This window comes from Marinomonas sp. THO17 (assembly GCF_040436405.1).
Lineage (GTDB): Bacteria > Pseudomonadota > Gammaproteobacteria > Pseudomonadales > Marinomonadaceae > Marinomonas.
Window position 1 is genome coordinate 3,277,966 of record NZ_AP031575.1, and the last position, 18,959, is coordinate 3,296,924.

The window sequence follows — 18,959 nt, forward strand, 5'->3', positions numbered from 1 at the left end:
AGGGTCGGGATGAAAAGGTCTTTTGCTTAATTTGCTATCAAGATTAATGGGGGTCTTGAAGTTGGTGTGGCCTGTGGGTTTGTACTTTATAGCTTTGAATACCTTGTTAACTGCGCCATGAGGTTAGGTTAAGTGATGAAGTTTTGATGGATTTTTGAACAGATGAATCATGGATTTATCGTCATTTGAGATTCTTATATCTAAGTGATGGTGGTTGAAATGAACAGGTTGGATAGACAAAGCATTATTGCTTTTGAATGGGTAGAGATTTGCCATTCAAGGAGGTGATTTTTTGCCTGCAGTGGTTGGCTTTTGTCTTGATAAAAAGAATAAGAAGTGAGTGCAAAGGGGATTTTTTGGGCTGTGCTTTTTGTATGTGCACGAATGTGCTCTTTTTTTGGCTTTTTTTTCTCTTTAAGGCGTTAAAAAAGGCATTTTTAGGGAAAAATTTAAATAATTTAATTGTTTTTCTTTCTCCAGTTAAAACAATTAGTTAAGGCATTTTTTTGCCGCTTTTGGGGAGGTTTTTTTCCACCTATAGGAAAAAAAATTCCGAAACTGACTAAAGGTTTTAAAAACCTTGTCGAAAACTTTATACGATCTGCTTTGGCAGGATTTAAAAACCTAGGAGGCTATGATGGCTCTTTACGTAAATACAAATACCTCATCAATCAATGCTCAGCGTCAGTTGATGAGTTCAAGTAATTCTTTGGATACGGCTTTCCAGCGTTTGTCTTCTGGCTTGCGTATTAACAGCGCAGCGGATGATGCAGCAGGCCTTCAGGTTTCTAACCGATTGACCTCTCAGGTTAATGGTTTGAACCAGGCGGTTCGTAACGCCAATGACGGTATTTCTGTTGCCCAGACTGCTGAAGGCGCTTTGGATGAGACAACGAACATGTTGCAGCGTATGCGTACTCTGTCTATTCAGTCAGCAAACGGTTCCAACTCGGATGATGACCGTAAAGCGCTACAGCAAGAAATCACGGCTTTGTCTACAGAGATTGACCGTATCGCTTCTGATACTACTTTCGGTGGACGTGCTTTGCTTGATGGTACTTACAATGGTGTTTACCAAGTAGGTGCAGACGCTAACCAAACGATCAGTTTTGACCTAAGTTCTGGTGATAACCAGGATTACGCCAGTAATGGTGGTTTTACTATGGCTGGTCTATCATCTAATGCTGCTGAAGAAGCAAAATATCAAGCAGAAGTAGACAGTTACGATGCACGTGTTGCAGAATATGAGTCAGCAAGAGCGGCAGCGGAAGAAAATGGTGATGAGTTTACAGCGACTCCACCTCAAATGCCTGAGCCGCCAGCAAGCCGCTCTAGAAGTTTCGGTGATACTTCTGAAGGCTTTGGAACACCATCTGTTACTTCAACTGAAAATGCGCAAAGTATGATTGCTATTTTGGATAACATGATTGCTGCAGTAGGTTCTAAGCGTGCTGAATTGGGTGCGATTCAAAACCGCCTTGGTTCAAGTATCAGTAACTTAAGTAATATTTCTGAAAACGTATCTGCTGCACGTTCTCGTGTTCGAGATGCGGATTTTGCAGAAGAAACTGCGAAACTAACCAGTTCGCAAATTCTGCAACAGGCAAGTTCATCTATTTTGGCTCAAGCTAATCAACGTCCACAAACTGCGTTGTCTCTATTGGGTTAATTTAGCCATGCAAAAAGCTGGAGCCATGTTCCAGCTTTTGTTTCTTTTAGAGGGCTACTTATATGTCAATTAATTCTAGTGATTTTTCTAAGCAGTCTGTAGGAGTTGTTGCAACTAGACAAGATCAACGTATGGGGGAACAATTTAGAGCGCAGCAAGAAGTAAATGCCAAAACCGTTCGAAATTTGTCCGATAGTAATAAAGCAAATAGCCAAGACAATCACGGATATACCGGTGCGGCTAAGGTAGATAAGGAATTAATTGATAGCGCTAATCGCACAATGTCTCAATTGAATGTCCATCTATCCTTTGAAATGACCGAAGATCGTAGTAAGAATATTGTTAAAGTATTAGATCAAACAACCGGTGATGTTGTTCGACAAATGCCGACCGAAGAGTTTTTGAAGATGTCGGCGAGAATTGATGCTATTATGAGTCAATTAAGTGATGTTAAAGGAACATTGGTTAATAGCGAAGTTTGATTTGTAGGTGTAAGCGGTTTTTACTGGGAGATTTGTATGGCAATTGGCTCATTAGGTGCAGGCAGTGGAATGGATCTAGAAAGCCTTGTAACAGACATGGTGAGTGCCAGACGAGATACGAAAGTAAAATTATACCAAGACAAACTAGCAGGCTATGAAGCAGAGCTCTCTGCATTAGGGACAGTGGGCTCTGCTATTGATAATTTCAAAAATTATGTCAAAGATCTGAATAAAGAAGAACTTTTCTCCGGCCGAAATGTCATCATGGCAAATGGTGATGAAACGCCATCATTTTCTGTTAACCCTGACAAAACCGCATCAACTGATGAATATTCTATTCAAGTTACTCAGTTGGCAAAAGGCAGCCGATTAATATCCGACATATCTTCATTCTCATCTAGGGACGAAGTGGTGACGTCTTCCGGTGGTACGCTCACTTTATCAATAGGTGATGAAGAGTTTGAGATACAAGTAAAACCCGAAACAACTTTGTCAGGATTGCGCGAACAAATTAATGCTGAAGGCAAAGACCATGGAGTCTCAGCCAACCTCGTAAATGATGGTGAAGGTCATACTTTCTTTACCATTACCTCTAATACCACTGGAGCCGGCAATACCCTTCATATTGACAGTAGTAATTTAACGTTAGACAGTGCTGCGCTTGGCGGGTTCTTTCCAGGTATGAGTGTGCCAGAGGGAGGTGAAGCACAAGATGCTTATATTGTTGTCGACGGGATTTCAGTGCGCAGTGACTCAAATAGTTTTGATGATGCTATTGCTGGTTTATCAATAGAGGCATTGGAGCTTTCTCAGGAACCAGTAAAAGTAGAAGTGACCTATAATCAGGATCAAGTTAAAGAGACGATTCAAGGGTTCGTCAGCGCCTATAATGATTTAATTGCTGTTTTCAAACAAAGTACTGCCAGAGGTGCCGTTTTAAACGGTAATAGTATGATACGTAACTTAAGCAGTTCATTGGCAGGTGAGCTAATGTCTACTCACGCAAGTGATGATAGCCCGTTCACCTCGATTTTTGATGTTGGTGTTGATTTACAAGACAACGGTACCCTTGCGTTTGATGAAAATAAGTTTAATCGTGCAGTGGATGCGGATTTTGACAGTGTTGCAACCCTATTTATTGGTCCAAATGGCCTAGCAAAATCTTTAGATGCTTTGTTAGATAATTATGTTGGTCCCAGAGGGATGAATAATACCCTAAAGGATTCGGTGAATAAGTCGATAAGTGATACAGAAGAGTCACTTGCTGACTATGAAGAACGTATGGAAAAATATGAAGCATCTTTACGAAGTAAATTTACTAGTCTTGATACGCAACTAGCAAATATGAATGCTCAAGGTGACTATCTTAATTCTATGCTGAATAAACTTTAAAACAAAACTACGATTTGTTGGTTTTGTAGATAATTTGAGGTTGTTATATGTACGGGAAAAAAGGGATTCAGGCCTACAAGAAGGACTCATTAAAATCCGATTTAGCCTCGGCAGATCCTCATAGAGTGATACAGCTATTGATGCAGGGTGTGTTGGATAGACTGGCCTTAGGTAAAGGGTGCATAGAGCGTGCAGATTGGGAAGGCAAAGCTTCCGCACTGACCCGTTCGATTGAAATAATAAATGCCCTAAGGGATGGCTTGGATCGTGATGCGAATCCTGAGCTTGTCGATAATTTAGATGGCTTATACGATTATATGGTGGTACGCATCAACGAGGCGAGTGTATCAAAAGATTGTGCTATTCTTGACCAAGTTATTGCTTTAATGCTGCAAATTAAAGGCGCTTGGGATCAGATAACAGAAGCCGATAAACAACAGGCTTACCATGCTGAAAATAATGAGTCTGCTGGTGCAGTGAATGTATGACATAGAAAGGTTATCTCAATTAGTAGATGACCTACAGCAAGCCGTTTCATCAAAAGATGTCGAAAAAATACTGAGCTTGTGCCTAGAAAACAATGACTTCATATTTTCACTGGAGCCAGAAAAAAAACACACCTTATTCAATAAAAGTTTAAAAAAACTCGTTGTTGTACATCAATCCGCTGTGCAATTGGTAAAAGAGAGCCGTCTTGAAATGCGAGATCAGCTGTATCAGTCTACCAAAGTTCGTAAAAGCATCAGTAAATACAAAGGCATAAAGCATGCAGAGTGAAAAGCAGGCTACGAATATTGAGCATGCAGAAAATTTTCTAGAAAGCTTTAGAGTCGGTGTTGCTCGACTAAGAGAAAAAGATCATGAGCTGTCAGACCGTTATATTAAAAATATGACGATGTTTTCTGAAGTCATGCCCCATATCTACGAAGAATTAAAAGATTACAAACCGAAAAAACGTTATGTCTACATGGAAGAAGTAGGCGACATGAACATTTATAGAGAAGACATTGGAGCCTCACTCTTCTCTACTTCTCCTAGATCTCAAGCAAAAGAAAAAGTAGATCATGCGTTAGCCTACCCAGCTAAAACCTTGCTTAACCTAGAGCGTTCAGAGGGCAATCAGAGTCGCCATGTTTTTTATAGTAATAAAATGTTGGATGAAATCGAACGCCAACGAGAAGGCATGGAAAAACAGCAAGGTTGGCCCCAATTTGTAGGGGCAACCATAGTATTTGGTATAGAGCTTGGGTATCAACTTGAGTTGCTGTTAGAACAAAGAGAGATCAAACACCTTTATTTGTATGAGAGTGACTTAGATTTTTTTCATTACTCATTGTATGCAATTGATTGGGAAAGGATTTTAGAGTATTTCAATCGAGACGGTCGAACCGTTCACTTTTTTTTGGGCATTCAGCCGGAAGAATTTACCGATACGTATCTTTTGCAGCTACAGGAAAATGGCTACTTTTTGGCGCCAGAAACCTATCTTTTTATAGGTTATAATAGTCCAGAAAATAATCAGGCCTTTGATTATTTTAAAAAGCATTATTCCCGTCAGGTAATGGGATGGGGGTTTTTTGATGATGCGTTAATTGGCATAGCGCAGGGATTACGCTCTCTGCCTAAAACTAAGTTAGCGCATTTCCAAGGTCGAGAAGCCATACCAAAATCCGTTTCTAATATTCCTGTTTTTATTCTCGGCAACGGTCCTTCATTAGATCAAAGCATTGAGCTGATTCAATCCGTTCGTCACCAAGTATTGTTGATTTCCTGTGGTTCAACCATCAATACCCTTCATAAATTAGGCATAGTGCCGGATCTTCATGTTGATATTGAACGCATGAAGCAAACCGTGGATAAATTTTTATTTTTAGACAAAGACTATTTAAAAGGCATCTGGGGATTGACCGTGGATGTGATGCACCCCGAGTTTTTTGATTATTTTGAGCGTACCGGCATGGGGCTGAAACCCGGTGAAGCGGTGACGTCATTAATTTTAAGTCATGCAAGGAATCACGGAGACCAAAAGAACTACGTTCAATTGAATTTCTGTAACCCAGTAGTTGCTAATTTGGCTTTGTCTTATGTGCACTTATTTGGTTTTAACAATGTTTACTTTGTTGGTGTGGACAATGGCTTTAAGGATAAATCTGTTCATCACTCAAAACACAGTGGTTACTACAAAGATGGTAAAGAAACAGGTTTTCAATCCTTTCAGGAAGTCAAGTTGGTAGAGCGAGAGGGAAATTTTGGCGGTACAGTGTACGCTACTGGCATGATGGATACGTCTCGAGTTCAACTGGAATCCTTAATTCGTTTACTCAAAAAACGACGCAATTTTGAGAGCTATAATTTATCCGATGTTGCCAAAATAGAGGGTGTGACACCTTTGCAAGTGGACGATGTATTAATTACTGATCCTGAAGTGGATAAAACGCAAGTCATTAATCTTTTGGAAGAAGTATTTTTTACCGAGCCACCAGATTGTCTGCTAAGTGAAACGGCTGAGTCGCTTATTTCTGTTGAAGACTTTACTAAGATGAGTCATGAGTTGCAGCAAGGTTGGGATGAAGACTTTACTACTCGTGAGCAAGTTTGTGATTTTCTTTGGTCTCATCACCGTCATATTTTCTTTTTAAAAGGCAGTGTTCATCGACACATACACGATCTGTTATTAGGGTCTTTCACCTATTCTTCATTTTTGATCGTGCAATTTTTATTTGCCTATAAAGATGAGCAAGAAACCGTCAAGCGTGCTAAGTATCTATTTGAATCCTGGTGCGAATTCCTACAAGAAATGCCAAGCATGTTACAGCAAGCCTCTGAGTACGTGGATCAGGGGAACGATCACCTGATTACGCATTACAATGGTTAACTATGTTTGATGCTAAGCCTTTTATTATTGCCGAATTATCTGGTAATCACGATCAAGATTTTGAACTTGCCAAAGCCATGATTCATGCTGCGGCAGAGTCGGGTGTGGATGCCATTAAGCTACAGACCTATACCGCCGACACCATGACGTTAGACGTGCGTGAAGGGGAGTTTATGGTATCGGAGGCAGACAGTCTCTGGCAGGGCAGCAACCTATATGACTTGTATTCAAAAGCCTCGACGCCTTGGGAATGGCATCAACCCCTGTTTGAGTTAGCGGAATCTTTGGGGCTGATAGCATTCAGTTCCCCGTTTGATTTGACGGCGGTGGACTTTTTGGAAAGCCTAGACGTGCCCTTATATAAAATTGCCTCTTTTGAAATGACCGATATCCCGCTTATTGAAGCCGTAGCGCGAACTGGTAAGCCGATTATTATGTCTACTGGTATGGCCACCAGAGAAGAAATTGATGAGGCGGTCGCGACCATTCGGGCTATTGGTGATAACCCACTGACACTATTGAAATGCACCAGTACCTATCCTGCCAAAATTGAAGATTCGAACTTGGTGACCATGGCGGATTTGGCCCAACACACGGGTTGTTCGGTTGGCTTATCAGATCATACCAAAGGCCTTGGCGTTGCGGTTGCGGCAACCGCATTAGGTGCCACTGTGATTGAAAAGCATTTTGTATTAGATCGCAGCGCTGGCGGTGTGGATGCAGAGTTTTCAATGGAACCAGACGAAATGAAAGCCATGGTTGAAGCCTGTCGTGCCGCCAAAGCATCATTAGGCCAAGTTACTTATGGTGGTTCTGAAGCGGAACAAGCGGCGAAAAAGTATCGTCGGTCTATCTACATTGCCGAGAATTTACCAGCGGGCACAGTATTATCCGAAGCACACCTTAAAATTATCCGACCTTCTTTGGGACTGGCGCCAAAACATTGGTCACAAGTTTTAGGTAAAACCTTATCTCAAGATGTGAAAAAAGGTCAGCCACTCGACTGGAATCTAATGGTATGAAGATACTGATTCGTGCCGATGCGTCTGTGCATATTGGCATGGGTCACAGGGTACGATGTCAGGCCTTGGTCTCAGCTTTTGAGCGTCAAGGTCATTCATGCCAATTTGTTGTTCAGCAGGCTTGTAGCGCGTTCGCTGAACAGAATGATATTGTCATTTCACAAGAGGTAGAATTCTTGCCTATGGCCTCTGAAGCGGACCTAGTGATATTGGATCACTATGGTTATCAAGCAACAGACATTAAGACTTTGTATCATCATCAAGCGAATTTATTGGTGTTGGATGATATGAATAACCGCGGTGAATTTCCCGCTAAATGGGTATTGAACCCCCTTGAGCAGACCTATCCTAATGCCGTACTTATGCCTCTAACAGGTAGTCGTTACGCGTTATTGCGCCCACCATTTTTAACCGCTCAAGTGAATGAAAATCCTACCAAACTCCTAGTGACGCTGGGTGGAACAGACCCACTGGCATTGACTTTACCCTTATTAATACATTGTTTGCGGCTTGGCTTTGTGGCAAGCGATATTGTGGTTATGTTGGGCAAAAATGCCAAGCAAGCAGAACAAGTAAAAGCCTTTTGCAATTTGAATGGGATCGAGCTTCATCAAGGTGTGGTAGACGTAACGCCCTTGATGGCTAAAAGTAAAATGGCCATTTCTGCGGCAGGCAGTACCTTGTTTGAATTGGCTTGTATGGGCGTGCCAAGTCTTTTTGTACAAGTGGCGGATAATCAAACCTTATCCCTCGAACAACATTTACCTTTAGGCTGGTGTCGGGCTTTGCGATTTGATGACTTGCCTCAAGAGACTGTTGCTGAGCAGGTAGAAAGATTAATACATCTGGCTTGGGAGCTATGGCAAGATTCCATATGGCAAGCACAGGCGCGCAAAAAAGCACGGCAGCTAGTGGATGGAAAAGGTGCGGACAGAGTGGTGAACGCTATTCTAAGTGGTGTTAAATAGCTTTTTTATTGCGACTGGATGAACAGATAATTCTGCTTTCTGCTTACGGTGAAGAGCTTATAGGTTAAGAAAAATTAGCATGATACAAAGCTATAAGCTGCGTTAGGCGTTGCCAATCTTCTTCCGTATCCAAATCTTGAATACGATGTCTCGGCAACATGAAAGGTTTGGAATGTGCACTGAAAATCTCAACATCAAACCAATCTTTGGGCCTTGCCCAGTAGAACTGTCCTGCATCGTGAATGGCTTCGGTCAGATCTTGCGAACGTTTGTTAATGTGCTCAGGAAACATGGCTGTCAATTCCCCAGATTTTGTAACCTGTAAAGCCCTTAATATTGGGAAATCGAAGGTGGTTGCAGAGAAGCAAAAGCCAATATTGGGCACATTTTCAAGGCCTTTTTGTAAGTCTTGTACAGTTAATAATGGACAGGTGGCATAGATCAAACAGGCCATATCTACATTACAACCTTGTTGAGCTAAAAAGTGCAAGGCGTGCTGCATGACAGGGGTGGTGCCTGTGTGATGGTCGGCCAAGTCTGCTGGCCTTATAAAAGGCGTTTCAGCACCAAACTCACGGGCTACTTTGGCAATTTCTTCGCTGTCGGTGGACACAATGACTCGGTCAAAAAGCTCAGACGCCAACGCGGTTTCGATAGAATAGGCGATTAAGGGTTTGCCGTTTAAAGGCCTAATATTCTTCTTAGCAATACGCTGTGAACCGCCGCGAGCCGGTATAACCGCGATTCTAATAGGGGGAGAATCTGACATCAGGATAACACTCCATGTTCTTGTAGGGCCTGAGTCAATATGCTGACGACTCTTTCCTGCTCGGATCGTGTGATTTCATAAAATAAGGGTAAGCTCATGGTACGCTGATAATAATCTTCCGCGATGGGAAAGTCGCCCCAGTCAAAACCAAGGTCTTGGTAATAGGGTTGGGTATGAACGGGAATATAATGCACTTGTGTGCCAATTCCAGCGCTGCGTAATGCATCAAAAATGGCTTTACGAGCCTTTTTGTGTTCTTTAGGAATCAATATTGGGAAGAGATGCAATGCTGAATTGCTGTCAGTTGCTTGAGCTGGAAGAGTAATTGGTAGTTTTTTTAAGGTTTCCAAATAGTAAGCAAAAGCCGTGTGTCGTTTCGCGATAAAATCATCCAGCTTGTTAAGTTGCGACAAGCCTAAAGCCGCTTGCAACTCAGTCATTCGGTAATTGAATCCTAAAGTATGCTGTTCGTAATACCAATCACCAGGTTGTGTTATTAGGTCCTCAGCGTCTTTGCTGGTGCCTTGTTGAGCATGGGTTCGCATGTGCTTGGCATGACGTGCCGATTGTGTAGTAGCCATACCGCCTTCCCCTGTCGTGATAATTTTCACAGGATGGAAGCTAAACACACAGATATCACTATAGCGACAGTCACCAATATAGGAATCTTGATAACGTCCTCCAATGGCATGAGAAGCGTCTTCAATAATATAAAAACCATACTCTTGGCTTAATTCATGTATGGCTTTCATGTCACACGACTGGCCAGCAAAGTGTACGGGTATCACTACCTTAGGTAAGCGATTTTGCTGTTTTGCTTGTGCCAGTTTGTTGGCCAACTGTTTAGGGCAAAGGTTGTAGGTGTCAGGATCTATGTCAACAAAATCCACATTGGCGCCGCAGTAGCGGGCGCAATTGGCGGAGGCAATAAAGGTGTTTGGGGATGTCCAAACCCAATCGTCTTGGGTGACGCCAAGTGCCAAACACGCCAGATGAAGCGCCGAAGTGGCACTGTTGACCGCCACGGCATGGGCAGCTTTTACCTTATTGGCAATGGCCTGTTCAAAGGCGGTAACTTTTGGTCCTTGGGTTAAATGGGACGAGGTTAATGCTGATACCACCGCATCAATGTCATCTTGATCAATGGTTTGTCGGCCATAAGGAATAAAATTAGTGGCCATCGTCGAACGCCAAAATGTCTGCCGTACTTAAAAAGTGCGGGTTATTACCAGAGTGATACTCATAACCCGGTTCGACCAACTTGCCCGATTCTCCCAGTTTATTTTGATCAAAGGCCATGTCTTCTTGGTGAAATTTGATGCTGGGTGCAATCACATAATGGTCATCAAATTCAAAGGTATGAAAAGAGTCATCAGCAGGGCACATCACCTCATGTAATTTTTCACCAGGACGAATGCCGACTTCTTTGGTTGATAGATTCGGTGCATAAGCTGCTGCCAAGTCCATAATTCGCACGGATGGAATTTTAGGAATGAAAATCTCCCCCCCTTGCATGCGTTGGAAATTTTTCAGAACAAAGGCTACGCCCATTGGCAAAGTGATCCAAAAGCGTGTCATTTCAGGGTGAGTAATGGGGATGGCATCCGCTCCGTCAGCCACCAGTTTTTTAAAGAAAGGCACAACGGAACCACGTGAGCCCACCACATTACCGTATCGTACGACAGAAAAACGTGTACGACCTTGGCCAACCATATTATTGGCGGCCACAAAAAGCTTGTCTGAAGCGAGTTTGGTTGCACCATAAAGATTGATCGGTGCGGCGGCTTTATCAGTCGACAAAGCAATCACCTTTTCCACATCATTAGCAATGGCAGCGGCAATGACATTTTCAGCACCGTGAATATTGGTTTTGATGCACTCCATCGGGTTGTATTCCGCAGCAGGCACTTGTTTGAGTGCCGCTGCATGAATAACAAAATCCACATCCCGCATGGCTTGGGTTAGGCGAGCTTTATCGCGAACATCGCCAATGAAATAACGCATACAAGGCGCATCAAACTCTTGTTGCATTTCGTATTGCTTAAGCTCATCGCGGGAGTAGATAATCAAACGTTTTGGTTGGTAGTTAGCTAACAGGGTTTTAACGTACTGATGACCAAAAGAGCCTGTACCACCAGTAATAAGAATACTTTTGTTATTAAACATGTTGAATACCAAACCAAATTAGAGATTGTTGTCTTAGCAATGCTGGTGAAGTCGTAAAGTTAAATAAGATACAAACCAACTTACTGACTTAATTATACGCTTCATTAAGTCTATCTTATATCGGCGAGAATAGTGGAAACATTAATAAAATCAATCTCCTATTCCTGACGAGCAGGACAGTCCATGACATGGTCATTGACCATGCCTGTGGCCTGCATAAAGGCGTAGCAAGTGGTCGCTCCAAGAAACTTAAAACCGCGCTTTTTTAAATCTTTCGCGAGACGTTTAGAAAGCTCGGTTAGGGCTGGAACCTCTTGTAAAGATTGAGCCTGATTATCAATCACTTTATGATCAGAAAACGCCCAATAATAGTCACTAAATGATCCAAATTCTTCAGCAATAGCCAGAAAGGCCTTGGCGTTGTTAATGGTGGCTTCAATTTTGGCACGATGGCGAACAATGCGCTCGTCTTGCACAAGGCGATCCACATCCTGCTCTGTCATATTGGCAACTTTTACTGGGTCAAAGTTATAAAAAGCAGCGCGATAACCTTCTCTTTTACGTAAAATCGTAATCCAGCTTAGACCTGCTTGGGCGCTTTCAAGTACAATACACTCAAACAAGGTTGCATCATCATAAACGGGAATACCCCATTCCGTATCGTGATAGTGTATGTATTCAGGCGATCCTAAACACCAGCTGCAACGTAGGTTATCCATTGCTAACTCCTAATTAACAGCCACAAGCGGGCGCAGGTTAAAGTGGGTAATAATAGGTGTGAATACGAATGCGCATAAGCATGAGTTGGTTAATGGCCATCCAGATTCGCACTTTTCTCAACAACATAATACATTGAAAATAGAGTGATCACATCTGAGTGAGTCATAAAGACGGGATAGGATTTATCGGAATGAAATTTAAGCCAAGTTATCGTCGTGAAGATGTTGAAGTGATCAAAGACGAATGTGTTTATCAAGGCTTTTTCGAAATGCGCAAAATGACTTTGCGCCACAGAAAATTTAATGGTGAATGGAGTCAGCCCATGACACGGGAAATGATGGTACGCAATGATGCCGTCTGTGTGTTGTTGTTTGATCCAGTCGCGGACAAAGTACTCTTGATTGAACAGTTTCGTCCAGCAGTATTACGAAAGGAATCTCCTTGGTTATTGGAGTTGGTCGCTGGTATGGTAGAAGAGGGCGAAGACGATCAGCAAGTGGCTCGCCGTGAAGCCATGGAAGAAGCTGGTGTAGAAGTAAAACGTTTAGAGTACATGTTTAAGTTTGTTCCTTCGCCAGGCGGCTTGGTGGAATATTTGCGTATGTACGCTGGTGAATTTGATGCCAGTAAAGTGGATCTTAGTCGCAGTCATGGCTTAGCGGACGAAAATGAAGACATAAAACTGCATTTAGTCTCAGCGGATGATGCCATTGCTTTATTACAACAGGATATTGAAAACGCCAGTACCATTATGGGATTACAATGGTTTGCATTGCATAAATCAGAACTTGTAAACAGGTGGTGTGAATAACATTATGATAAAAGACTGTATTAAGGAGCTAAGAAAACTGCCTTTTTTCGAACCTGTACTAGGCTTGGCTTCTTTCCTATTCATGTGTGTAAATGTGTGTTTCTGGTCGCTAATGGCGCATTTAGTGGCGCCTTTATTATTAGGTAGTGACAAGCATAAAGCCATGGCTGAAGACTATTTTGATCGTTTGTTTAACGGTTGGGTGGCTGCGAATGAATGGTGGTTTAAACAGATTCTTGATGTGCATTGGGATTTAGATGACAGCATGGTCACTGACTTTAATCGCTGGAGTTTGATGATTTCCAATCACAGATCTTGGGTGGATGTGTTTATTCTCTTGGCGCAGATACAAGGCAAACGTCCATTACCAAGAGTCTTTATGAAACAGGCTTTATTTTGGATGCCGTTTGTTGGTACTGCTACCTACATCATGGGCTTTCCCTATATGAAGCGATACAGCAAGGAAACCTTGGCGAAAAAGCCTCACCTTGCAGGAAAAGATTTGGCCACCACCAAGCGCTCATGTGAGCGTTTGCTAAATCGCCCCAATTCCATTTTAACCTTTGTGGAAGGGACACGATTTACACAGGCAAAACAAGAAGCTCAGGCATCTCAATATCAACATTTGCTGAAGCCAAAAGCGGGTGGCGTAGGTTTTATTTTGCAAACCATGCCGCAACGTATTAATAGTATTACTGATCTCAACGTGCTGTACGATCAAGCCAATATTTCTGGCTGGGATGTGTTGTGCGGTCGCTTGAGTAAAGCTAAGGTGATGGTTCGAGAAGTGGCCTTACCTGAGAGTTTCTTGTCGGCTGAGTTTCGCCCAGCCGATCAAGACAGAGACGCCTTTTTTGAGTGGTTTAACCTATACTGGCACGATAAGGATGTCAGAATGGGTCATCAGTTAGACGCGCTTAAAGCATCTGAAGCCAGCCCAGAAAAAGCGGTCACGGAAGGAAAGACTTAACCTGAATGATGAGTGTGATGAAAAAAACCAACAAGCAATACGTTCCAGACTTGGTTAGCTTGCAGCTACTCGGCGAATTGAATTATCGTCGTATCGGCAGGATTATGCGCGGCCAAGAAAAAGCGTTGGAGTGGCATTTTTCCATTCACACAAACGGTGACCAAGAAAGTCGTTTGCGCTTGTCATTAAAGGAAGAAAGCAAATTCACCACGGAAATTGCCTTAGAGTTTGGTCCGCAAACTAAGAAAAAATTGCTGTTTGAAACCTCCTTGTCAATGACCATTCGCTTGTATCATGATGTCAGTATCGCTGAAATTACCGATGGTCATAGACAATACAGTGGCTCTTACCCTTATCCAAACGATGCCATGTTGCATCGTGATGAAAAGTTTCGTTTGAATCAGCAATTGGCAGACCTGTTAGAGCTTTGTTTAAAGCACGGACATCGACTTGATCACCCTTTACCTTTTCAGTTTGCCTAATGTTTCTTCTTCAATAAGGCATTTTGTATGGCCGTATTAATATATATCCACGGTTTCAACAGTTCCGAACGTTCTCATAAAGCCAGTGTGATGCAACAAGCAGCAAAGCAAGCGGGTGTACCGAACGCTGTGTTGTCTCCACGTTTATCATGGCGTCCTAAACAGGCTATTGCTGAACTAGAAAGCTTAATCGAATCCCATTTGTCAGCAGGTGTGGCATTAATTGGCAGCTCTTTGGGTGGTTTTTATGGGGCCTATCTGGCCGAAAAATATCAACTTCCTTGTATCATGGTGAACCCTGCAGTGGATGCGCCTGTGTTATTAACGTCTTATCTTGGTCCACAGCACAATCCTTATACTGGAGAGGAATATATACTCACCCAACAGCATATGATGGAATTAGAATCTCTCGTGATAGAGAAACCCACGGCAGAATTATATTGGTTGATGTTACAAGAAGGAGATGAAGTGTTGGATTATCGCGCCGCGCTCAAGGCGTTTCCCAAAACGGCGAAATTGACGTTGGAAGCCAATGGTGACCACAGCTTTGTCGATTTTCAGCGTTACGCCTCGGAAATCCTACAATTTGCTCAAATACTAGACAACTAAGCCTGCTTTTATTGTGCTATTTCAAACTTAATACAAGCAATGATAGACTCTCAGACCATGGTTATTAAGTTTGAATGCCATTGCAGATACTCTGTATTTGGTAGTCTTTGATTGGAAGAAAAAATACGCATGTCAGTAAAAGAATATAACGCCGGATCGATAGAGGTTTTAAGTGGATTAGAGCCCGTTCAGAAACGTCCAGGAATGTACACGGACACCACTCGACCAAACCACCTAGGTCAAGAAGTCATCGATAACTCAGTGGATGAAGCGTTAGCAAAACATGCCGATCGCATTGAAGTGATTCTCTACAAAGACGGTTCCTTAAGTGTGGAAGATAATGGCCGTGGTATGCCGGTGGACATTCACCCTGAAGAAGGTGTGTCAGGGGTAGAATTGATTCTGACCAAACTGCATGCCGGGGGTAAATTCTCTGGTGATAATTATCAATTCTCGGGAGGCTTACATGGCGTAGGTGTCTCGGTGGTGAATGCTTTATCCACCTCTTTGGAAGTGTGGGTGAAACGCAACGGAATCCAATATCATATTGGTTTTGAGAACGGCTTTAAAACGTCTGAATTAACCGAAATTGGCACGGTCGGTAAGAAAAATACCGGCACCAAGGTGAAGTTCAGTCCAGACCCTAAATACTTCGACAGTTCAAAATTCTCTTTGTCTCGTCTGAAACACCTGTTAAAAGCCAAAGCCGTGCTGTGTTCTGGTTTGCACATGGTGTTTATTGACCAAAGTGGTAGCGAAGAAGTTCGCGAAGAATGGTTCTTCCAAGACGGCTTAAACGATTACCTTGCGTCAGCAAACGAAGGCTTTGCCTTGTTGCCGGAAGCCCCTTTTGTGGGCGGTTTAACAGAGAAAACCCAAGGGGTTGATTGGGCTGTACAATGGCTTCCGGAAGGGGGGGAACTGGTTATGGAAAGCTATGTTAACCTGATTCCAACTGCGCAAGGCGGTACGCACGTCAATGGATTGCGTACAGGTTTGTTGGATGCCATTCGTGAATTCTGTGATTTCCACAACCTTTTGCCCCGTGGCATCAAACTCACTGCGGAAGACGTCTGGGACAGATGCAGCTATGTGTTGTCTGCCAAACTGCAAGAGCCGCAATTCTCCGGACAAACCAAAGAGCGCTTATCGTCGCGTCAAATCGTGCCATTTATTTCTGCTACCGTAAAAGACGCTTTCAGTTTGTGGCTGAACAAGCACGTTGACGATGGTAAAAAGATTGCTGAATTGGTCATTAGCAGCGCGCAGAAGCGTCTTAAAGCCAGCAAAAAAGTGGTGCGCAAAAAGATCACGCAAGGCCCGGCTTTACCCGGCAAATTAGCCGACTGTGTGGGGCAAGACTCCTCTCGTAGTGAACTTTTCCTCGTGGAAGGGGACTCGGCGGGTGGCTCGGCAAAACAAGCGCGGGAAAAAGACTTTCAAGCCATCTTGCCATTGCGCGGTAAGATTCTGAACTCTTGGGAAGTGGATTCTGGACAAGTTCTGGCCTCACAAGAGATTCACGATATCTCAGTGGCCTTGGGTGTTGACCCAAGTGACGAAGACTTGAGCGGATTACGTTATGGCAAGGTGTGTATTCTGGCCGATGCGGACTCGGATGGTTTGCACATCGCGACCTTGATTTGCGCCTTGTTTGTGCGTCACTTCCCTGCTTTGGTGAATAACGGTCACGTGTTCGTTGCCATGCCACCCTTGTATCGTATCGATGTGGGCAAAGAGGTGTATTATGCCTTGGATGACGAAGAAAAAGACATCATTCTGCATAAAATTGCCGCTGAGAACAAACGCAGCACACCCAATGTTCAGCGTTTCAAAGGGCTAGGTGAAATGAACCCAGCGCAATTGCGAGAAACCACCATGGCACCCGATACGCGTCGTTTAATACAACTAACCATGGAAGATAAATTGGACACAGACGAGTTGTTGGACAAACTTTTATCGAAAAAACGCGCTGGGGATCGCAAAAATTGGCTGGAAACCTACGGCAACCTCGCCGTAGTGGATTGATAAAAAATGCCAAGCACTGTTATCGAAGGCGAGCTAAACTTAATGAAGGTCCAATCAATTGGAATAGGTGAATGTCTGAAGAAAATGCAAATGAAATTATCAGTGAAGAAGTGCTCTATGAAAGGATTGATCACTACTTACTGAAATTTGGTACAGACAGGTCGCTGCTGTGCGTTTCTGAGCTGGACGGCTTCCTGACGGCACTAGGTTGTTCAGCCAAAGAATTAGAGCCCGATTTATGGTTGAATGCCATCTGGGGTGCGGATGAAGATCAGCCTGTGTGGGAATCTTCTGAACAAGAAGATGAGTTTTTAAGTTTGGTATTGATCATGTACATGGAAGCGATGAACAGTCTGCTATTTGGTGAATTCAGCCCTGTTTACCTTGAGCAGGAGTTCGAAGGAGAATCGACTTTATTGGTCGAAGAGTGGTGTTCTGGTTTTATACGTGGCATCAAATTACTCGGGGTCGGCATAGGCGGGGATCGAGACTTTTTCGATGAAGCCTTGGCGCCATTAAGGCTGTTTGGCACGGAAGCCGGTTTGTCTAAAATCGAATTTATGTTAACCGAAGAAGTGGACTTCTGGCGCGACATGATTGAGCCATCGGTGATGCGACTTATTCAGCATTATCATCCCGATATGCAGATTGGTGAAAAGCTCAGTGATTCGCGAATTCTCCATTAGAGCTGGTGGTCGATAAAAAGTAAGTGATAAAAAAACGGAGCAAAATGGCTCCGTTTTTTCTGTATAAAGGTGATTGCGGTTAGCCAACTACCTTGGCGATACTGTCACACAAATAATCAATATTGTCATCACTCACACCAGCTACACTCATGCGTCCAGTATCGGCAATATAAATGGAAAATTCACTGCGCAGGCGGCGTACTTGCTCAAGTGTTAAACCTGAGTAGGAGAACATGCCGCGTTGATCTTGAATGAAACTGAAGTCTTTACTGACACCAGAGGCTGCCAGTTTGATCACCAGTTTTTCGCGTAAACCATTGATGCGATTACGCATCTCGGCAACTTCTGTCTCCCATTCTGCTCTCAATTCAGGGTGACTCATAATAGTATGAACCACAGTGGCACCGTGAGCAGGTGGCATAGAATAGTTAGCACGAATCGCTTGCCCAATAATGGAGAAGGCATTTTTTGCTTCTTCGCCCGTTTCTGCGATAACGCTTAAGCCACCACAACGATCTCGATAAATGCCGAAATTCTTAGAGAAGGAGTTAGCAATCAACATGCTAGGTACGCGTTCTGCCATGTAGCGAAGACCAGCCATGTCTTCTTCTAAACCATCACCGAAACCTTGGTAAGCCGCATCAATAAGTGGTAATAAACCGCGCTTGTTGACCAAGTCGGTTAACGCTTCCCAGTGTGCCATCTTAAGATCCACACCTGTGGGATTATGGCAGCATGCGTGCAGAAGAAGAACATCACCTTGTTTGGTTTCCGCTTCCAGCTTGGTCATCATATCGTCAAAGCGAACACCATTGGTCACAGAATCGTAGTAAGGGTAGGCAATGACTTCGACGCCAGCCGAGTTGAAGATAGACTCATGATTCCCCCAAGTTGGATCACTCACCCATAAACGAGCACCTTTCAAGTTGGCACTAATGAAATCCGCCGCTACCTTAAGGGCGCCAGTGCCGCCCGGTGTTTGTGTTGACTGAATGCGACCTTGTTTAATGATGTCGCTGTCTTTGCCTAACAAGAGTTCCTGAATAATAGGTGAAAATTCCGTCGCACCATACACACCTAAGTAGCTTTTGGTGATTTCATTCTCCACCATCATGGCTTCGGCTTTTTTAACACTATGTAAAATTGGCGTTTGGCCTGCATCGTCTTTATATACACCCACACCCAAATCAATTTTTTTGGGATTAGGGTCTTGTTGATGTGCCACGATAAGAGCGAGAAGAGGGTCGCCAGGAACAGCTTTTAGGTGCTTAAACATGATTTTAATGGGGTCCTTGTGTACTTTTAGTATT

The 18,959-nt window shown here is 43.3% G+C and carries 19 protein-coding genes; 14 read left to right on the forward strand and 5 right to left on the reverse strand.

Going from position 1 to position 18,959, the window contains the following annotated elements; all coding sequences use genetic code 11:
* Positions 1 to 637 precede the first annotated feature (637 nt).
* From ABXS85_RS15520 to ABXS85_RS15555, 8 genes are all read left to right on the forward strand, one after another.
* Positions 638 to 1,669: a flagellin gene (locus ABXS85_RS15520; RefSeq protein WP_353667431.1), complete on the forward strand. Its 1,032-nt coding sequence runs from the start codon at positions 638 to 640 to the stop codon at positions 1,667 to 1,669.
* 62 nt (positions 1,670 to 1,731) lie between these two features.
* Entirely contained in the window at positions 1,732 to 2,151 is a 420-nt protein-coding gene (locus tag ABXS85_RS15525; protein WP_353667432.1) for a flagellar protein FlaG, read from the forward strand.
* Between the two features lie 36 nt (positions 2,152 to 2,187).
* Positions 2,188 to 3,543, forward strand: coding sequence for a flagellar filament capping protein FliD (gene fliD / locus ABXS85_RS15530; RefSeq protein WP_353667433.1), 1,356 nt, complete (start codon positions 2,188 to 2,190; stop codon positions 3,541 to 3,543).
* 47 nt (positions 3,544 to 3,590) lie between these two features.
* Positions 3,591 to 4,031 carry a flagellar export chaperone FliS gene (fliS, locus tag ABXS85_RS15535; protein ID WP_353667434.1) on the forward strand — a complete coding sequence of 147 codons (441 nt, stop codon included), beginning with the start codon at positions 3,591 to 3,593 and terminating at the stop codon, positions 4,029 to 4,031.
* A complete protein-coding gene (locus ABXS85_RS15540) occupies positions 4,024 to 4,320 on the forward strand; it encodes a hypothetical protein (RefSeq protein ID WP_353667435.1) in 297 nt (98 codons plus the stop codon). Before fliS ends, ABXS85_RS15540 begins: the two co-directional genes overlap by 8 nt.
* Positions 4,310 to 6,418: a 6-hydroxymethylpterin diphosphokinase MptE-like protein gene (locus ABXS85_RS15545; RefSeq protein WP_353667436.1), complete on the forward strand. Its 2,109-nt coding sequence runs from the start codon at positions 4,310 to 4,312 to the stop codon at positions 6,416 to 6,418. The genes ABXS85_RS15540 and ABXS85_RS15545 overlap by 11 nt, the downstream gene beginning before the upstream one ends.
* 2 nt (positions 6,419 to 6,420) lie before the next feature.
* A complete protein-coding gene (pseI, locus tag ABXS85_RS15550; protein ID WP_353667437.1) occupies positions 6,421 to 7,440 on the forward strand; it encodes a pseudaminic acid synthase in 1,020 nt (339 codons plus the stop codon).
* Positions 7,437 to 8,408 carry a UDP-2,4-diacetamido-2,4,6-trideoxy-beta-L-altropyranose hydrolase gene (locus tag ABXS85_RS15555; RefSeq protein ID WP_353667438.1) on the forward strand — a complete coding sequence of 324 codons (972 nt, stop codon included), beginning with the start codon at positions 7,437 to 7,439 and terminating at the stop codon, positions 8,406 to 8,408. Before pseI ends, ABXS85_RS15555 begins: the two co-directional genes overlap by 4 nt.
* A gap of 64 nt (positions 8,409 to 8,472) precedes the next feature.
* Here ABXS85_RS15555 and pseF read toward each other — a convergent pair whose 3' ends face one another.
* The 4 genes from pseF to ABXS85_RS15575 all read right to left on the reverse strand — a co-directional run bounded on the left by pseF (position 8,473) and on the right by ABXS85_RS15575 (position 12,062).
* Positions 8,473 to 9,177, reverse strand: a complete 705-nt coding sequence (gene pseF / locus ABXS85_RS15560; RefSeq protein ID WP_353667439.1) for a pseudaminic acid cytidylyltransferase — start codon at positions 9,175 to 9,177, stop codon at positions 8,473 to 8,475.
* Positions 9,177 to 10,358, reverse strand: a complete 1,182-nt coding sequence (pseC, locus tag ABXS85_RS15565) for a UDP-4-amino-4,6-dideoxy-N-acetyl-beta-L-altrosamine transaminase (RefSeq protein WP_353667440.1) — start codon at positions 10,356 to 10,358, stop codon at positions 9,177 to 9,179. Before pseC ends, pseF begins: the two co-directional genes overlap by 1 nt.
* A complete protein-coding gene (gene pseB / locus ABXS85_RS15570; RefSeq protein ID WP_353667441.1) occupies positions 10,348 to 11,343 on the reverse strand; it encodes a UDP-N-acetylglucosamine 4,6-dehydratase (inverting) in 996 nt (331 codons plus the stop codon). The genes pseC and pseB overlap by 11 nt, the downstream gene beginning before the upstream one ends.
* A 158-nt stretch (positions 11,344 to 11,501) precedes the next feature.
* Positions 11,502 to 12,062 carry a DNA-3-methyladenine glycosylase I gene (locus ABXS85_RS15575; RefSeq protein WP_353667442.1) on the reverse strand — a complete coding sequence of 187 codons (561 nt, stop codon included), beginning with the start codon at positions 12,060 to 12,062 and terminating at the stop codon, positions 11,502 to 11,504.
* Positions 12,063 to 12,253: 191 nt separating this feature from the next.
* Here ABXS85_RS15575 and ABXS85_RS15580 point away from each other — a divergent pair, with 191 nt between their 5' ends.
* The 6 genes from ABXS85_RS15580 to ABXS85_RS15605 all read left to right on the forward strand — a co-directional run bounded on the left by ABXS85_RS15580 (position 12,254) and on the right by ABXS85_RS15605 (position 17,649).
* Positions 12,254 to 12,874 carry an NUDIX domain-containing protein gene (locus ABXS85_RS15580; protein WP_353667443.1) on the forward strand — a complete coding sequence of 207 codons (621 nt, stop codon included), beginning with the start codon at positions 12,254 to 12,256 and terminating at the stop codon, positions 12,872 to 12,874.
* 4 nt (positions 12,875 to 12,878) lie between these two features.
* Positions 12,879 to 13,844 (forward strand): acetyltransferase, encoded by a 966-nt coding sequence (locus tag ABXS85_RS15585; RefSeq protein ID WP_353667444.1) that lies wholly within the window; start codon positions 12,879 to 12,881, stop codon positions 13,842 to 13,844.
* A gap of 17 nt (positions 13,845 to 13,861) precedes the next feature.
* A complete protein-coding gene (locus ABXS85_RS15590) occupies positions 13,862 to 14,326 on the forward strand; it encodes a DUF1249 domain-containing protein (RefSeq protein WP_353667445.1) in 465 nt (154 codons plus the stop codon).
* Between the two features lie 27 nt (positions 14,327 to 14,353).
* Positions 14,354 to 14,935, forward strand: coding sequence for a YqiA/YcfP family alpha/beta fold hydrolase (locus ABXS85_RS15595; protein ID WP_353667446.1), 582 nt, complete (start codon positions 14,354 to 14,356; stop codon positions 14,933 to 14,935).
* Between the two features lie 129 nt (positions 14,936 to 15,064).
* The gene (parE, locus tag ABXS85_RS15600) at positions 15,065 to 16,963 is read left to right on the forward strand and encodes a DNA topoisomerase IV subunit B (protein WP_353667447.1); all 1,899 of its coding nucleotides are present in this window, start codon (positions 15,065 to 15,067) and stop codon (positions 16,961 to 16,963) included.
* A gap of 71 nt (positions 16,964 to 17,034) precedes the next feature.
* A complete protein-coding gene (locus ABXS85_RS15605) occupies positions 17,035 to 17,649 on the forward strand; it encodes a UPF0149 family protein (protein ID WP_353667448.1) in 615 nt (204 codons plus the stop codon).
* A gap of 79 nt (positions 17,650 to 17,728) precedes the next feature.
* Here ABXS85_RS15605 and ABXS85_RS15610 read toward each other — a convergent pair whose 3' ends face one another.
* Complete coding sequence (locus ABXS85_RS15610) at positions 17,729 to 18,925, reverse strand: amino acid aminotransferase (protein WP_353667449.1); 1,197 nt, start codon at positions 18,923 to 18,925, stop codon at positions 17,729 to 17,731.
* Between the last annotated feature and the right edge of the window lie 34 nt (positions 18,926 to 18,959).

Excerpts from the sequence above, each read along its gene's own strand:
- ABXS85_RS15555 (WP_353667438.1), top strand. The coding sequence starts at position 7,437 with ATGAAGATACTGATTCGTGCCGATGCGTCTGTGCATATTGGCATGGGT.
- ABXS85_RS15545 (WP_353667436.1), top strand. The coding sequence starts at position 4,310 with ATGCAGAGTGAAAAGCAGGCTACGAATATTGAGCATGCAGAAAATTTT.
- pseC (WP_353667440.1), bottom strand. The coding sequence starts at position 10,358 with ATGGCCACTAATTTTATTCCTTATGGCCGACAAACCATTGATCAAGAT.
- ABXS85_RS15605 (WP_353667448.1), top strand. The coding sequence starts at position 17,035 with ATGTCTGAAGAAAATGCAAATGAAATTATCAGTGAAGAAGTGCTCTAT.
- pseB (WP_353667441.1), bottom strand. The coding sequence starts at position 11,343 with ATGTTTAATAACAAAAGTATTCTTATTACTGGTGGTACAGGCTCTTTT.
- ABXS85_RS15595 (WP_353667446.1), top strand. The coding sequence starts at position 14,354 with ATGGCCGTATTAATATATATCCACGGTTTCAACAGTTCCGAACGTTCT.
- ABXS85_RS15540 (WP_353667435.1), top strand. The coding sequence starts at position 4,024 with ATGTATGACATAGAAAGGTTATCTCAATTAGTAGATGACCTACAGCAA.
- pseF (WP_353667439.1), bottom strand. The coding sequence starts at position 9,177 with ATGTCAGATTCTCCCCCTATTAGAATCGCGGTTATACCGGCTCGCGGC.
- parE (WP_353667447.1), top strand. The coding sequence starts at position 15,065 with ATGTCAGTAAAAGAATATAACGCCGGATCGATAGAGGTTTTAAGTGGA.
- pseI (WP_353667437.1), top strand. The coding sequence starts at position 6,421 with ATGTTTGATGCTAAGCCTTTTATTATTGCCGAATTATCTGGTAATCAC.
- ABXS85_RS15585 (WP_353667444.1), top strand. The coding sequence starts at position 12,879 with ATGATAAAAGACTGTATTAAGGAGCTAAGAAAACTGCCTTTTTTCGAA.
- ABXS85_RS15520 (WP_353667431.1), top strand. The coding sequence starts at position 638 with ATGGCTCTTTACGTAAATACAAATACCTCATCAATCAATGCTCAGCGT.
- ABXS85_RS15580 (WP_353667443.1), top strand. The coding sequence starts at position 12,254 with ATGAAATTTAAGCCAAGTTATCGTCGTGAAGATGTTGAAGTGATCAAA.
- fliD (WP_353667433.1), top strand. The coding sequence starts at position 2,188 with ATGGCAATTGGCTCATTAGGTGCAGGCAGTGGAATGGATCTAGAAAGC.
- ABXS85_RS15590 (WP_353667445.1), top strand. The coding sequence starts at position 13,862 with ATGAAAAAAACCAACAAGCAATACGTTCCAGACTTGGTTAGCTTGCAG.
- fliS (WP_353667434.1), top strand. The coding sequence starts at position 3,591 with ATGTACGGGAAAAAAGGGATTCAGGCCTACAAGAAGGACTCATTAAAA.
- ABXS85_RS15525 (WP_353667432.1), top strand. The coding sequence starts at position 1,732 with ATGTCAATTAATTCTAGTGATTTTTCTAAGCAGTCTGTAGGAGTTGTT.
- ABXS85_RS15610 (WP_353667449.1), bottom strand. The coding sequence starts at position 18,925 with ATGTTTAAGCACCTAAAAGCTGTTCCTGGCGACCCTCTTCTCGCTCTT.
- ABXS85_RS15575 (WP_353667442.1), bottom strand. The coding sequence starts at position 12,062 with ATGGATAACCTACGTTGCAGCTGGTGTTTAGGATCGCCTGAATACATA.